Below are 13,929 nucleotides of genomic sequence, written 5' to 3'. Positions count from 1 at the left end.
TCATGATTATACAGATGTAACTACATTTTTAATAGTATAAGTTATTGGTAATTTGTGGTATTACTTTTATAGTTTTTTGTCTGAAATATAAGTTCTATAATCTTATCAAATTCATCTGGCTCAAACCATTCAATTTCGCCATCTCTTCTAAACCAGGTGAGCTGGCGTTTAGCAAAACGACGGGTATTTTGTTTAATAGAAGAAACTGCATCTTCAAGTGAAATTTTGCCATCCAGATAATCGAAAATTTCACTGTAACCCACGGTATTCAATGCATTATAAGATCTAAAGGCTACGAGCGATTTTACTTCATCCACTAAGCCATTTATAATCATTTGATCTACACGTTTGTTAATCCGATCATATAGGATTGCCCTGTCTGTATTTAAACCAATCTTAATGATGTTGAACGGTCTTTCTTTCTTAGTAGCAGAAAGCATAGAAGAAAGCTTTTGCCCGGTAGATAGAAAGACTTCCAGCCCCCTGATCATTCTTTGCGGGTTTTGTTGATCCACTTTAGCGAAATATTCTGGATCAACTTCAGCTAATTTTGCCTGAATAGGAGCAATGCCTTCCAATTTAAACTGCTCATTCAGTTGTGTTCTGATCGTGAGATCAATTTCGGGCATATCATCCAACCCGTTAATTAAGGCATTTACGTATAGGCCGGAACCGCCAACCATAATTGCGATGTTGTTACGCTCAAAAATATCATCAAGCGTTTTCAATCCCTCCACTTCAAAATCTCCGGTGCTGAATAATTTTTGGATGGAATGAGAATCTATAAAGTGGTGTTTGGCCGCTGCCAGTTCTTCTTTATCTGGCTTTGCAGTACCAATTGCCATCTCCTTAAAAAACTGGCGGGAATCTGCAGAGATAATTTCGGTATTAAAAAAATGAGCCAGCTGAATGGCTAATGCCGTTTTGCCTATTGCCGTTGGGCCGACTACCGACACTAAAGTTTTTTCTTTCCACACCGCCATTATTTGTTATTTAGTTTAAAGCAAAAAGTCAGACGTTTCCATCTGACTTTCTGTTTGTATTTTAGTCTTGATTAATAGTCGTCTTTTTGACTTTCATCGTAATTATCATTGTCAGAAAATTCATCTCCGAACTCATCATCCTCAGATTCTTCATCATCTTCACGTTCTTTTTCATTAATTCCCATTTCGCCCATGGCTTCGATTTCGTCTGTATCCTCCGGAACGAAATTCAATTCGTTTAAAAAGTCAAACTCACCGGCAACTACAGGAGCATTTTCAACATCATCTGTACTTACTGAATTCTTTTCGAAAATCTTTGGAGCTTCACCGGAACTTTTGGCTAAAAACGGATACTCAATGCTTGAATCGGGATCTAAAACAATTTTCACTAATTCTACATGAAAATCGAAAGGACGGTCAAAATTATAAGTGTAGTAAAACTTTTGGTGCGGATCTTCGATAAAACCGCTCAACTTAGAATTCTCCATTAAAACCACACGATCTTTTTTTCTTTCATTTGGAAGATAGGCAATCTCATCACCTTTCAGCCAATTGTCTGTACTTACATAAAAAGAAGAAGATTTTTCGGCATTATAGCCTGTAGATTTATGGATAGCCTTGTGCAGGTCTTCAAATGTTTGGTTTGATTTAATGTCGATCTCTCTCACCACATCATCAAAATCTTCGAAAGTAATTCTGAATTTATAAATTGCCATTATTGTATTTTGGAACCGTAAAAATAAAGTTAATTTACATTAACCACAAACATCATTTAGCACAAAAGAATGCCTTCAGGTGGTGTTTGGTCAATTAAATTATTTAAGAACAGGATTTAATCCCATTTGTTTTGCCTGATTAATCATAAAATCAAATGCTTCCTGATAGTCGTTGGTAATTTCACCTTCCAGAATTGCTTCACGGATAGCATTTTTTATCATACCTACTTCCTTTCCTGCTTCCAGGCCGAAGGTTACCATAATATCGTTTCCGGTAATAGGAGGTTGCCAGTTGCGGATTTTATCTCTTTCTTCTACATCTTTCAGCTTCTGTTTAACCAGATCGAAATTGTTTCGATACTTCGTTTTTTTGTATTCGTTTTTAGTTGTAACATCTGCATTGCAAAGCAGCATTAAACTATCAATCTCTTCGCCGGCATCAAAAAGCAATCTTCTTACTGCAGAATCTGTAACCACTTCCTGAGCCAAAACAATCGGCCTTAAATGAAGCTGAACCAGTTTCTGTACATACTTCATTTTTTCGTTTAAAGGCAATTTGAGCTGTGCGAAAATTTTCGGAACCATTCTCGCACCTTTATCTTCGTGCCCGTGGAAAGTCCAGCCATGTCCTTCTTCAAACCGTTTGGTTGCCGGTTTAGCAATATCGTGTAAAATAGCCGCCCAACGCAACCATAAATCATCCGTGTAGATGCAGATATTATCCAACACTTCTAAGGTATGGTAAAAGTTATCTTTATGTCCTTTCCCCTTAATAATTTCTACCCTATAAAGCTGCGCCATTTGAGGGAAGATAATGGATAATAAACCAGTATCAAAAAGATGTTTAAAACCTATAGATGGCTTGGCCGACAAAATAATTTTGTTCATCTCATCCGTAATCCGCTCTTTGGAAACAATACTAATCCGTTCCTTCTGCATTTTAATTGCGTTAAGTGCAGCCGGATCAATTTTAAAATTCAGCTGTGATGAAAAGCGAATTGCCCGCATCATTCGCAAAGGATCGTCAGAAAAGGTAACCTCCGGATTTAGCGGGGTGCGAATAAATTTGCTTTTTAAGTCGAGGAGACCATTAAATGGATCCAGCAGTTGGCCAAAATGAGTGGCATTGAGGTTAATTGCCAGTGCATTGATGGTAAAATCCCGGCGAAGCTGATCGTCTTCCAAAGTACCATCTTCTACAATTGGCTTGCGGGATTCTGAACGATATGACTCTTTGCGGGCCCCAACAAATTCTATTTCTAAATCATGGTACTTAATATTGGCAGTGCCGAAATTTTTAAAGATGGCAACTTTTGTCTTCAATTTCTTTGCAACGGCCTCTGCATAAGCTATACCGCTACCCACCACCACCACATCGATGTCTTTTGAAGACCTGTTTAGGAAAATATCACGCACAAAACCGCCAATAACATAGGCTTCTATGTTAAGCTGGTCTGCTACAGATGAAAGTGTTTTAAATATCGGATTTTTCAGATGAACGCTTAAATCCATTGAAGAGGACCACTCACTTCCATCGCTTAAATTAGATTCCATATATAAAGGCAATAATGGCCGAAATTACTAAAAACATTTGGTGCGCAAAGGGTTTTGGCTGGAATAGGCGGCCGATAAGCCGGAGATTATCGGCGGATAAATTCAAATTGTCCTCCCGGGGAGAGTTTCATAATTGTAGATGGTTTTTTGATGTTTCGGTTTTCCTGCTCAAAATCAACCACAAGATCTACAAGTTCAAGAATTTCCGGATCAATATCGTCAAAGAACTTTGGAGATGGCTGGCCACTTAAATTTGCAGAGGTAGAAACGATAGGCTTACGGAAGCGCTGAATGAGCGGCGTACAGAAATCGTGTTTAACAATTCTGATGCCCACACTTCCATCCGCATTGATCACATTTGGTGCCAGGTTTTTAGCGCCGGGAAAAACAATGGTTAACGGATTTTCTGCATATTCAATTAAGTCATAAGCCACCTCGGGAACTTCATTGATATAGCTTTGGATTTTGCTGTCTACATCTAACAAAATAATCAGGCTTTTTTCAGCGGGGCGGTTTTTAATTTTCAGCAATTTATCTACAGCATCTGCCTGTGTGGCATCGCAGCCCAAACCCCAAATGGTATCTGTGGGGTAAAGGATTACACCACCACTTTTCAGTACCTCTAAAGCTTTATTAATTTCCTCTCTTAGCATATACAAAGGTAATTTTTTAGTTGAAATGTTAAATCTTCACTATTCTCAAAATATTTAACATTTGCGGTAAAACTTTCTGTTTCATAACACGTTCTATCCAAACAATTTGATTGTAAAAATTACATGTTTCTTAAGAATTTGAGATTAAATTTTGTTATTTTTATTATCGGTTATTTAAATAAAACAACACACAATGAAAACAGTTAAAAACTTATTAATGCTGCTTACAACTGTAATCGCATTAGCAGGATGTTCGAGTCTCCGCACGGCATCTGATTTCGATAAAAATGCAGACTTTAATCGTTACAAAACTTACAATTTTTACGATAAAGGACTTGCGAGAGTTAAATTAAATAATCTGGACAAAAGACGTTTGGTGGCAGCCGTTGAAGCTGAAATGAATGCCAAGGGCTTTACTAAATCAGAAAGACCAGATATGCTGGTTAATTTAGTAGTTGTGGCCAGAGAGAAGACTGATATCTACGGACCTGGTTACTACGGTGGCTGGGGCTGGCGTGGTGGATGGGGTTCTCCATTCTGGGGCGGCGGCAATTATGTAAATCAGTATATTGAAGGAACCATTATTATTGATTTCCTTGATCCGGCAAAAAAAGAATTATTCTGGCATGGCAGAGGAAGCGGTTTCAATCTAGATAATTTAAAGAAAAGAGAAGAGCGCCTTTACACTGGTGTTAGAGAGATTTTAGCGCAATATCCTCCAAATGCTTTAGCAGCTAAGTAATAATTAGCTTAACACATTTTTATAGCAATCCATCAATTGCTGCGTAACATTAGGGCTGTTGAATTTTTGAACAAATTCCAGCCCTTTTTCTTTCATCTCTTTTTGAAGTGATGGATTACTCAACACGTGATTTATCTGGTAGGATAAACTGCTTACGTCGGTTGGGGAAATATAGATGCTATATGGTCCTCCGGCTTCTTCTAAGCATGAGCCTGTGGCAGCAATTACAGGTGTTCCTGAATATAAAGCTTCAATAACAGGAATCCCAAAGCCCTCATAAAATGATGGATAAACAAAAAGACTGGCCATTTGATAAATGCCAGGTAAATCTGCAAAAGGAATATTTTTTAGAAAAATGACACGATTGCTTAATCCCAACTTTTCCATTTCTTTTTCTACTTCCTTAAAGTAAGAGGTTTGTTTTCCAATTACTACAAGCTTATATTCTTCATCAACATTTTTGAGCGCCTGGATAATCACCTTCAGGTTTTTACGCTTTTCGATTGTGCCTACATTCAAGATGTACTTATCAGGAAGGTTATAAGTAAGTTTAATCCGTTTTAAGCTTTGCTGGGGCAATGCATTTTTAAAGCTATCATCGCAACTTTGATAAATTACTTCAATTTTATCAGGATCAGTTCCGTAAAATTCTACAATATCAGCTTTCGTTTTTTCGCTGATCGCGATGATTTTGTCGGCTCTTTTGCAGGCTGATTTGCTTTTCCATTCGTAGAGTTTACGATCGATGAATTGATAATATTCCGGAAAGCGAAGGAATATCAGATCGTGAATGGTTACTATAGACTTGATTTTGGTATGCTGAATGGCAAAAGGAATTTCATGACTTAAACCATGAAAAACCTGTACCTGATCTCGACCCAGATCTTTCAGGATATTTAAAGTTCTCCAAAGAAAGGCCCCATCTTTCGGTAGCTTTAAGGTAATATTATCCTTTTCAAAAAATGAATCAATCTGTTTCGCACTTTTTACTTTTGACGAATAAACAAAGTATTGATTATCAGGAAACTGCCCGGATAATGTCATTATTAACGACCGGCTGTAATTACCTAAGCCTGTTAAATTATTTGCGGCACGTTTGCCATCAAAACCAATCCGGAGCGGAAAGCTTAAAGCCGAAAGACCAAAGCTTGATTGCTCAAGTTCAGTGCTTTCGGCTTTTAAATTTTTTATAGCGCTTTCAGCTTTCACCTTTATGCTTTTAGCTTAAACAGCTACATTATTTTCTCTCAACGCATTGTTAAGTGAAGTTTTCTTATCTGTGCTTTCTTTACGTTTGCCAATAATTAGTGCACATGGAACCTGGTATTCGCCGGCAGGATATTTTTTCGTATAGCTACCTGGGATTACTACTGAACGGGCTGGAACAACACCTTTGTATTCGATAGGGGTTGGGCCAGTAACATCGATAATTTTAGTTGATGCTGTTAACACTACATTAGCGCCCAGAACAGCTTCTCTTTCTACTTTTACACCTTCAACAACGATTACTCTTGAACCTAAAAAAGCATCATCTTCAATAATTACAGGTGCCGCCTGAATAGGCTCCAACACGCCGCCGATGCCTACGCCACCGCTTAAGTGAACACGTTTTCCGATCTGCGCACATGATCCAACGGTAGCCCAGGTATCAACCATTGTGCCTTCATCAACATAAGCACCAATGTTTACGTAAGATGGCATCATGATCACACCTTTTGCTAAAAATGCTCCATAACGCGCGCTTGCCATCGGCACAACACGAACACCAGTTGCTTTATAGTCTGTTTTTAAATCCATTTTATCGTGGTAAACAAAAGGACCGCTTTTAATTTCTTTCATCTCACGAATCGGGAAATATAAAATAACAGCTTTTTTTACCCACTCATTAATGCCCCAGGAATTTAAAACTGGTTCAGCAACGCGAATTTCACCTTTATCTAATCCTTGAATTACGGTTTCAATGGCTTCGCAATAGTTGCTATACTTTAAAAGGGTTCTATCTTCCCAAGCGGCTTCAATTAATTTCTTTAAATCTGAATACATGATGTTTTTAAATTTTACGCAAAATAACTTAAAATTTTTGGTTTTTTAGATTTTTAGGTGTTTGGTTTTTTAGACTTTGGTTGCTTAACTTTGGTTTTTTAGATTTTAGATATTTGGACTATGGTTGCTAAACAACTAAAAAGCCAATCAACTAAAAAACATTATGGCGGAGACAGAAAAACTAAGGATTGATAAATATTTGTGGGCAATCAGGTTGTTTAAAACCAGAAGTCTGGCAACGGATGCCTGTAAAGCAGGTCGGGTGAAGTTGAAAGGTCAGAATATCAAGCCGTCATCCATCGTGAAAATTGGTGATATTTATCAGGTATCCAAAGGGATAGAGAAAAAAGTAATCGAAGTAGTTGATTTTTCTTATAACAGAACAGATTCACCAACGGCATTAACAAAATATAAAGATTTAACTCCTGTTGAAGAAACGCATGCATTTAAATCTGCTTTCCATGCGCCGAGTTTAAAACGTGACCGTGGTACGGGTCGCCCGACTAAAAAAGACAGGCGTGAAACTGATGATTTAATTGGTGGAATGTTTGAGGAGGAAGATTAATTAGTCCTTAGTCTTGAGTCGGAAGTCGTGGGTCGACCCCTGACTGAGGACTACAGACTGAAGACTAAAATAACGCATGCGGTAACTCATCATGGCTGTTTTCCCTAATTTTTCGATGAGTTTATAGTTTGCTACGGCACCAACGGCAGCACCAATAAATGGTACCATTTGCGCCAGTTTTGCCAGGTCAATATAGTCGCGATACTGCTGTTGAAAAGTTAACCAGTCAAATTCATCGATATTTGTGGGCAACTTATGGGCAAGCTCATCCCAATTTTGCATTTTCAAATAAATGTTTTTACTTTCTTCTTTACTGGAAAAAGCCAGTTGAAAAATGTGAAGAATGTAAAGGCGTTCACGGTAATCTTTCACATCATAACCATAAACGGCGGCAACATCAAAAAGCATTTTCATTTTAATTCCGAGCAATAGCGGGAAATCGGCCAGGCTCATTAAAAATCCGCCTGCGCCAGTAATTCCGCCCTCTGCAGCTCCGGTTTTTTTATAAGTATCTATCTTTTGTTTAACTAATGCCTCCCGGTGCATCAGTGTTAAATCTAAAATAGGTTTAGCGGTTGTAAACGTTGATCCAAACAAAACCGCTTTAACCATTTGTTTTATGGCTGTAGTGATGGCATTGTGAATTTTGTCCGGAATATAGCTATTGATCTTTTTTTGAACGCTGTCGGTAACTTTGCTAAAAAGAGAAGACTTTTGTAAAGTTTTAAACTTCCAGAAGTCCAGTTCATTGGTAATTTTTTGCTCGTAAGTCATGCCGCTTCGTTTATACTGAGACGTTTGATAGGCTTCAATTGTTTCAAAGAGATCTTAATATTCAAGTCTAAGCGGGGAAGTTTCCCAAAGGTTAAAGGCTTCAAGAGCTTCGTTTCTCAACATTTGCACCACCGGCAAACTTCGTTTCTCCATCGGTTTGTCTATTTCATCATAAATGAATTTATCACTGAAGCCAATATTTTCGGCATCTACCTTCGTATTTGCATAATAAATGGTGCCAATTCTGGCCCAGTAAATGGCGGCTAAACACATTGGGCAGGGTTCGCAGCTTGTGTAAATTACGCAACCGGTTAAGTCGAAAGTATTCAGTTTGGTACAGGCCAGCCTGATTGCCGAAACTTCTGCATGCGCTGTCGGATCGTTGGTTGAAGTGACTTTATTTGCCGACCCGGCTACCAAGTTCCCATCTTTGACCACTACGGCACCAAACGGACCTCCAATATTTTCGCTTACATTTTTTACGGATAGCGCAATAGCCATCTTCATAAATTCTTCGTGTTGTTTTTCATTCTCCATCTAAAAATTTAAGCAAAAAAAATGCCCCGATTAAATCGGAGCATTGAAAGTATTTGTTTTACAAACTATTTTTTTGAGTATTCTGCGTTTAAGCCTTTAATCACTTCAGACGTAATGTCTAAACTCTCATCAGCGAAAAGAATTGCACTGTTGCCTTTAGAGAAAGTTAAAACCATTTTATAGCCTTTTTCTTTTGAATATGTTTTTAAATAACCAGCTACTTTATCGTACAGTTTCTCAGTTTCTACAGCCTGCTCATTTTGTAAAGCACCACCAGCATTTTGTTGGTAAGCTTGTAATTCCTGACCTTTTCTACCCAAACGTTCTTCAGTAGTTTTGCGCTGATCTGCAGAAAGTGTACCCGCAGATTGTTGATATTGAGTTACTTCGCGTTGATAAGCTTGTTGTTTCGATTGTAAATCTGCCTGAGCATTTTTAGTTTTAGTTTCGAATTTGGTTCTCAAATCTTTGTAATACTCATATTTATTCAATAATGAATCTTGATTAACAAATACTATTTTTTCATTAACAGAAACTGCCGCAGTTGTGCTATCTGTCTTTTTAGTTTCAGTTGTTTTAGCGTCTTTGTTTTGGCATGCGGAAAATGCTGTGATTAAAGCAGCAGTAGCAAATAAACCAAAGGTTTTAAAGGTTTTTCTTTCCATTATTGTTTAATAAATTTTAGCAAACTTATAGAAATTAGTTTTTATATCCAATTTGAAAGTAATGGTGTTGCAAATAGTGATACGAATTTGGAGTTTCTTCACCATAGATTAAGCTGGAGTTTACTGCAGGGCGGCAAGTTTGGGAAATTTTAACCACAGATGTACACAGATAAATTCGGATTAGGGTGCAGAGTTAGCAGGATAGTTATATTTTTAATCAACAGATGCCCATATAAATGCAAATCAGGTTGCAGTTTGTTGATGTTTTAAGGCGCTAAAAGTATGATTTGGTGCATTTCGAAAAGCTCATTGTGACAGATTGAGAAAATTGCATCATGTTTATCCATGATTAATTAATTTAAGTGATTGCCATTTATCCTGGCTTTTATCTGTGTTGATCCTGTCTATCTGTGGTTAATTAATACTCATGCGCCTCAATATTAATGTTCATTTTAAATACCTTATCTAAAACTGTTTAAAGGGGTTTTTGCTTAGGTTCTAAGGGGTGGTCTTCAACCTTGAAACTTATCCACATATTAGTTAAACTGGCAAATTTTCCGTATTTTTGATACTTATAGTTTTTAATTAAAATATGAGCGAAGAACAAGATTTAAAGTCAAATTATTCGGCAGATAATATACAGGTTTTAGAAGGTTTGGAAGCGGTGCGTAAGCGCCCTTCGATGTATATAGGCGATACTGGTGTGAAAGGTTTGCACCACTTGGTTTATGAGGTTGTAGATAACTCGATTGATGAGGCGTTGGCCGGTCATGCAGATACAATCGATGTTAGAATCTTAACAGGAAACTCAATTAGAGTAGAAGATAATGGTCGTGGTATTCCAACCGGGATCAATAAAAAAGAAAATAAATCGGCGCTTGAAATCGTAATGACCGTTTTACACGCGGGTGGTAAATTTGACAAAGATACTTACAAAGTTTCTGGTGGTTTGCACGGTGTGGGGGTAAGTTGCGTAAACGCATTATCTACAGATTTAAAGGCTGAAGTACACCGTGAAGGTAAAATCTGGATGCAGGAATACAAAATTGGTGTTCCGCAGTATGAAGTAAAAGAAGTTGGAACAACTGATAAACGGGGTACGATTGTAACTTTTACTCCGGATGCAACAATTTTTACGCAAACTACAGAATACAAATATGATACACTGGCTAGTCGTTTACGTGAACTGGCTTTCTTAAACAAAGGGATTAAATTAACCCTGACTGATGAGCGTGAAGCTTTGGAAGACGGAACATTTTTTTCGGAAGTTTTTCAATCGGAAGGTGGTTTAAAAGAATTTGTTTCCTTTTTAGATGGTACCAGAGCTTCTTTCTTGCCGGAACCAATTTACATCGATGGAATTAAAAATGGTGTTCCTGTTGAGCTGGCTTTCCAGTATAATGACAGTTACTCAGAAAATGTTCACTCTTATGTAAACAACATTAACACACACGAGGGTGGAACACACATTGCAGGTTTCCGGAGAGGTTTAACGCGTACACTAAAAAGTTATGCTGATAAATCGGGTTTATTGAAAAACTTGAAAATGGAAATTACGGGTGATGACTTTAGAGAGGGCTTAACTGCAGTAGTTTCTGTAAAAGTACAAGAACCACAATTTGAAGGTCAGACCAAAACGAAACTGGGTAACAGTGAAGTGATGGGTGCGGTTGATATTGCAGTTGGCGAGGCATTGGGTGCTTATTTGGAAGAAAATCCAAAGGAAGCTAAAATGATTGTTAATAAAGTAATTTTAGCGGCTACTGCTCGTGCTGCGGCCCGTAAGGCCCGCGAAATGGTGCAGCGTAAAAGTGTAATGGGTGGTTCTGGCTTGCCAGGAAAACTTGCCGATTGCTCTGACAGTGATCCTGTAAAATGCGAAATTTACCTGGTAGAGGGAGATTCTGCGGGTGGTACTGCTAAGCAAGGTCGTGATAGAAATATTCAGGCTATTTTACCTTTAAAAGGTAAGATTTTGAATGTGGAAAAAGCGATGGAGCACAAAATCTACGAAAATGACGAGATCAAAAATATGTTCACTGCCATTGGGGTGAGCATTGGTACACCAGAAGACGATAAGGCTTTGAACATGACGAAATTACGTTATCACAAAATCGTAATCATGACGGATGCGGATATTGATGGTTCTCACATTACCACCCTGATTTTAACTTTCTTTTACCGTTATATGAGGGCGCTAATTGAAGCTGGTTATGTTTATATCGCTTCGCCACCACTTTACCAGGTTAAAAAAGGTAAAGACTTTGAATATTGCTGGAATGATGTGCAACGTGATGCGGCTGTACAACGCATTAAAGGTAATGGTAAAGAAGATAGCGTACACATTCAACGTTATAAGGGTTTGGGTGAAATGAATGCGGAACAGCTTTGGGATACTACTTTGAATCCGGCAACCCGTACTTTATTACAAGCAACTATCGAAAGCGCTGCAGAATGTGATCATACCTTCTCTATGTTAATGGGCGATGAAGTTGCTCCACGTAGAGAGTTTATCGAGCGTAACGCTAAATATGCTAAAATTGATGCTTAATCTGAGCTGAAAGGCAAAAGACTTAAGCTTTTAAATACTAAACCCTCTTCAGTTTAAAATTGAAGAGGGTTTTTTGTTTACATGGCTAAAGGATTGTTAATTTTTGGTTAATCTGTATTTAAAATATACCTGAACAATGGTTACAGCTGGCCCTATAGGAATGCTGCTTTAAATTCAATATCGATCACTTGCTTTATAAATTATATACATAAATTTCTTAGGTATGTGTTTTTTTTATACATTTGGTTATGGCAATAAATAATGAATTATTTAAGGGCACTTTGCAAACCATCATTTTAAACTTGTTATCAGTAAATGAGCGGATGTATGGTTATGAAATTACACAAAGAGTAAAGTCTATTACCCAGGGAGAATTATTGCTTAAAGAAGGAGCCTTATATCCTGCCTTGCATAAGTTGGAAGCTGATGGACTTTTAGAAACCTCCACAGAAGTTGTAGACAACCGGGTACGGAAATATTATTCGTTATCGAAAGAGGGTGAGAAAAAGGTAGTGAGTAAACTCCAGGAAGCAAAGGAATTTATCTCCCAATTACAACTATTGTTGAACTTAAAGCCGACTCTTTAATATGCAGCTCACAAAACAACAGATCGAAAAATTAAGAATTCATTTAGAAGAAAGTGGATTTAAATATATTGATGTTCAAATGGAAATTTTGGATCACGTGGCAACTGCAGTGGAAGAAAGGATGACTGAAAATGCGAATCTGACATTTCAAGATGGCGTTAATCAAACGCAGTCTTCCTTTGGGCCAAAAGGCTTCAGACAGATAGAAGCCTCTATTATAAAAGGAATAAGTAGAAAATATAACAAGCTTTTTTCTAATCAATTTATATACCTTTTGAACTACAAGTATATTGCGTTAGTTTTATTTTCTGGCTTTTCTGTGTACAAAATTCAGGAACTTATTGGTAGTCAAGATAGATTTTTAACATTAGCAATATTAAGCTATATCATGTTTTTAGTTGCATCGCTAACTTCGAAACTAAAAACCGCTACCTATGAGAAATATATGCTTTACAAGATTTCAGAATCGTATTTGGGTTACAGGGACGTGTTCGTGACGGTTATTTTTGCATATTTGTATGGAATGAATGCCTCCTATCTATTTACTTCAGTTGCAATTACGCTTTATGGATTATATTATATTTCAGCTGTTAGCGTAGCGAAACAGGGAATTCTTGAAAGTAGACAGCTGCGTGAAAAGTTTAACTTAATCAATAAGAATATAGACAAGATTTAGTAAGAGATTTCTAGCTCATTAATTAAACAGATAACCAATCTATTCCTTGCGTTGCGGTTAAAAATTCAGTTCTTGGTTCCAGATTTAGATATGGATAAGTTACCTTAGATAAATACAAGCCTGTTGGATGAGCTGGTGAAACAACATTACCTATTTGCAAATCGATAAAATGACTTTCGAACTCATCTACGCTTAATTCGCCTTTGCCGACTTTTAAAAGTTGTCCCATAATTATTCGAATCATTTTACCTAAAAAACGGTTACTGGCAATGTGAAAACGAAATCTATCTCCTTTAGCATTCACGAATAAACCGGCCTCCATTACATTACACTTTGTATGGTCGTACTTATTTGGGTGGGTACAAAAAGCCCTGTAATCATTATACTTTGTTAAAAGGTTAACCGCCGTCTTCATTTTATTTAGATCAAGATTTGCTTCCTGGTAAAGCGAACTTTGTGTGCTCAGAAAGGGATCTTTATAGGTGTGCAGAAAGTAGTCGTATTTCCGCTGAACGGCATCAAAACGGGCGTGGGGCTTGCCCTCCATTTTGATAATATCAAAAACAGCTATATTGTAAGGTAAAGCTTTATTGAGACGAAAAACCAAATCAAAATCAAATGCCTCTTCCAAATCTGCATGAAAGAAAAACTGACTTGCATGCACATGTGCATCAGTTCGGCCGCAACCTATAATAGTGATTGTCGTCTTAAAAATTTTAGAAAGTGTTTGCTCGATAACTTCCTGTACGCTTTTAACCCCAGGTTGTTTTTGCCAGCCACTGTAATATTGACCCTGATAGGCGATGTGGAAGAAGTATCTCATTATTTCGACTGCAATTCTACGGAAAATTTAGTAGAGGAAATATTAAATCATAATTTTGCT

At 37.4% G+C, this 13,929-nt stretch carries 15 protein-coding genes; 5 read left to right on the top strand and 10 right to left on the bottom strand.

What is annotated here, in order from left to right; genetic code table 11:
- Positions 1-41: 41 nt before the first annotated feature.
- From miaA to GJU39_RS11080, 4 genes are all read right to left on the bottom strand, one after another.
- Complete coding sequence (gene miaA, locus GJU39_RS11095) at positions 42-983, bottom strand: tRNA (adenosine(37)-N6)-dimethylallyltransferase MiaA (RefSeq protein WP_154280874.1); 942 nt, start codon at positions 981-983, stop codon at positions 42-44.
- Between the two features lie 71 nt (positions 984-1,054).
- Entirely contained in the window at positions 1,055-1,699 is a 645-nt protein-coding gene (locus tag GJU39_RS11090; RefSeq protein ID WP_154280873.1) for an IS1096 element passenger TnpR family protein, read from the bottom strand.
- A 99-nt stretch (positions 1,700-1,798) separates the two neighbouring features.
- Positions 1,799-3,253, bottom strand: a complete 1,455-nt coding sequence (locus tag GJU39_RS11085; protein WP_245227804.1) for a CCA tRNA nucleotidyltransferase — start codon at positions 3,251-3,253, stop codon at positions 1,799-1,801.
- An 86-nt stretch (positions 3,254-3,339) separates the two neighbouring features.
- Positions 3,340-3,906: an L-threonylcarbamoyladenylate synthase gene (locus GJU39_RS11080; RefSeq protein ID WP_154280872.1), complete on the bottom strand. Its 567-nt coding sequence runs from the start codon at positions 3,904-3,906 to the stop codon at positions 3,340-3,342.
- 193 nt (positions 3,907-4,099) lie between these two features.
- On the opposite strand from GJU39_RS11080, the gene GJU39_RS11075 reads away from it, so the two are divergent.
- The gene (locus GJU39_RS11075; RefSeq protein ID WP_154280871.1) at positions 4,100-4,648 is read left to right on the top strand and encodes a DUF4136 domain-containing protein; all 549 of its coding nucleotides are present in this window, start codon (positions 4,100-4,102) and stop codon (positions 4,646-4,648) included.
- Positions 4,649-4,651: 3 nt separating this feature from the next.
- Here the strand turns inward: GJU39_RS11075 and GJU39_RS11070 are convergent, their stop codons facing one another.
- Positions 4,652-5,857, bottom strand: coding sequence for a glycosyltransferase family 4 protein (locus GJU39_RS11070; RefSeq protein WP_342448197.1), 1,206 nt, complete (start codon positions 5,855-5,857; stop codon positions 4,652-4,654).
- 15 nt (positions 5,858-5,872) lie between these two features.
- Complete coding sequence (locus tag GJU39_RS11065; RefSeq protein WP_154280870.1) at positions 5,873-6,691, bottom strand: 2,3,4,5-tetrahydropyridine-2,6-dicarboxylate N-succinyltransferase; 819 nt, start codon at positions 6,689-6,691, stop codon at positions 5,873-5,875.
- 163 nt (positions 6,692-6,854) lie between these two features.
- On the opposite strand from GJU39_RS11065, the gene GJU39_RS11060 reads away from it, so the two are divergent.
- Positions 6,855-7,256, top strand: a complete 402-nt coding sequence (locus GJU39_RS11060) for an RNA-binding S4 domain-containing protein (RefSeq protein WP_154280869.1) — start codon at positions 6,855-6,857, stop codon at positions 7,254-7,256.
- On the opposite strand, the gene GJU39_RS11055 is transcribed toward GJU39_RS11060, so the two are convergent.
- The 3 genes from GJU39_RS11055 to GJU39_RS11045 all read right to left on the bottom strand — a co-directional run bounded on the left by GJU39_RS11055 (position 7,257) and on the right by GJU39_RS11045 (position 9,232).
- The gene (locus GJU39_RS11055; RefSeq protein ID WP_154280868.1) at positions 7,257-8,030 is read right to left on the bottom strand and encodes an EcsC family protein; all 774 of its coding nucleotides are present in this window, start codon (positions 8,028-8,030) and stop codon (positions 7,257-7,259) included. It lies immediately after the preceding gene.
- A 54-nt stretch (positions 8,031-8,084) separates the two neighbouring features.
- Positions 8,085-8,567 carry a nucleoside deaminase gene (locus GJU39_RS11050; protein ID WP_154280867.1) on the bottom strand — a complete coding sequence of 161 codons (483 nt, stop codon included), beginning with the start codon at positions 8,565-8,567 and terminating at the stop codon, positions 8,085-8,087.
- A 65-nt stretch (positions 8,568-8,632) separates the two neighbouring features.
- Positions 8,633-9,232 (bottom strand): OmpH family outer membrane protein, encoded by a 600-nt coding sequence (locus GJU39_RS11045; RefSeq protein WP_154280866.1) that lies wholly within the window; start codon positions 9,230-9,232, stop codon positions 8,633-8,635.
- Positions 9,233-9,824: 592 nt separating this feature from the next.
- On the opposite strand from GJU39_RS11045, the gene gyrB reads away from it, so the two are divergent.
- The 3 genes from gyrB (at position 9,825) to GJU39_RS11030 (ending at position 13,046) form a co-directional block, all read left to right on the top strand.
- The gene (gene gyrB / locus GJU39_RS11040; protein ID WP_154280865.1) at positions 9,825-11,783 is read left to right on the top strand and encodes a DNA topoisomerase (ATP-hydrolyzing) subunit B; all 1,959 of its coding nucleotides are present in this window, start codon (positions 9,825-9,827) and stop codon (positions 11,781-11,783) included.
- A gap of 248 nt (positions 11,784-12,031) precedes the next feature.
- Positions 12,032-12,370: a PadR family transcriptional regulator gene (locus tag GJU39_RS11035; protein WP_154280864.1), complete on the top strand. Its 339-nt coding sequence runs from the start codon at positions 12,032-12,034 to the stop codon at positions 12,368-12,370.
- Position 12,371: 1 nt separating this feature from the next.
- Positions 12,372-13,046 carry a hypothetical protein gene (locus GJU39_RS11030; RefSeq protein ID WP_154280863.1) on the top strand — a complete coding sequence of 225 codons (675 nt, stop codon included), beginning with the start codon at positions 12,372-12,374 and terminating at the stop codon, positions 13,044-13,046.
- Between the two features lie 22 nt (positions 13,047-13,068).
- Here the strand turns inward: GJU39_RS11030 and truA are convergent, their stop codons facing one another.
- Entirely contained in the window at positions 13,069-13,869 is an 801-nt protein-coding gene (gene truA / locus GJU39_RS11025) for a tRNA pseudouridine(38-40) synthase TruA (RefSeq protein WP_154280862.1), read from the bottom strand.
- Positions 13,870-13,929: the final 60 nt, after the last annotated feature.

The sequence above is a fragment of the Pedobacter petrophilus genome, from assembly GCF_009674725.1.
GTDB lineage: Bacteria > Bacteroidota > Bacteroidia > Sphingobacteriales > Sphingobacteriaceae > Pedobacter > Pedobacter petrophilus.
This window is presented reverse-complemented; position numbering and strand designations above follow the sequence as displayed.